The following is a 492-nucleotide window of genomic DNA, read 5'->3' as shown; positions in this document are numbered from 1 at the left end:
GGAACAGAGGTGTGGCTCCCTTCAAGGTTTGATTCACATCAACCCCATCGGCATCAACGAGTATACGAACGACCTCAGAATGACCACAATTAACCGCCATATACAGACCTGATATCTTTTCCTTGCTTGCGCCGCTGACAAACTCCTCATTGGGGTTAAAACCCTCCTGAGCCAACCAGTATTCCACAATATCAACACGCCCTTGCCGACAGGCGGCCAGGAACTGGTGTTCTTGAGGGTATGTCTGATTGAAATCAGGCTCCCCTTCCCAATCTGGCGCACCCCTCCAGTCGGCTCTCCCAAGCCCGGCCTGCATCAAAAGAACCACCAACAGGCTGAGGAAAAATAGTGCATAGGAAAATGCAGCCTGTGAACCAACTCTTTTCATAGAACTCTTCCTCACCACAATTATGTTAAAAGGGACAGAAGGTATGGCCATCAATCAGGAAAATATCAAGTTGTTTGAATCCCAAAGGCTCTCCGACGAGGACG

Annotated in this window: 1 protein-coding gene; it reads right to left on the bottom strand. The window is 49.2% G+C overall.

Going from position 1 to position 492, the window contains the following annotated elements:
- Positions 1-388, bottom strand: a 388-nt coding sequence (locus tag ACY2RQ_RS19820; RefSeq protein ID WP_490114739.1) for an ankyrin repeat domain-containing protein, incomplete at its 3' end; no start/stop codon positions are given.
- Positions 389-492 lie beyond the last annotated feature (104 nt).

The sequence above is a fragment of the Parendozoicomonas sp. 209JJ7-1 genome (assembly GCF_058147085.1).
This window is presented reverse-complemented; position numbering and strand designations above follow the sequence as displayed.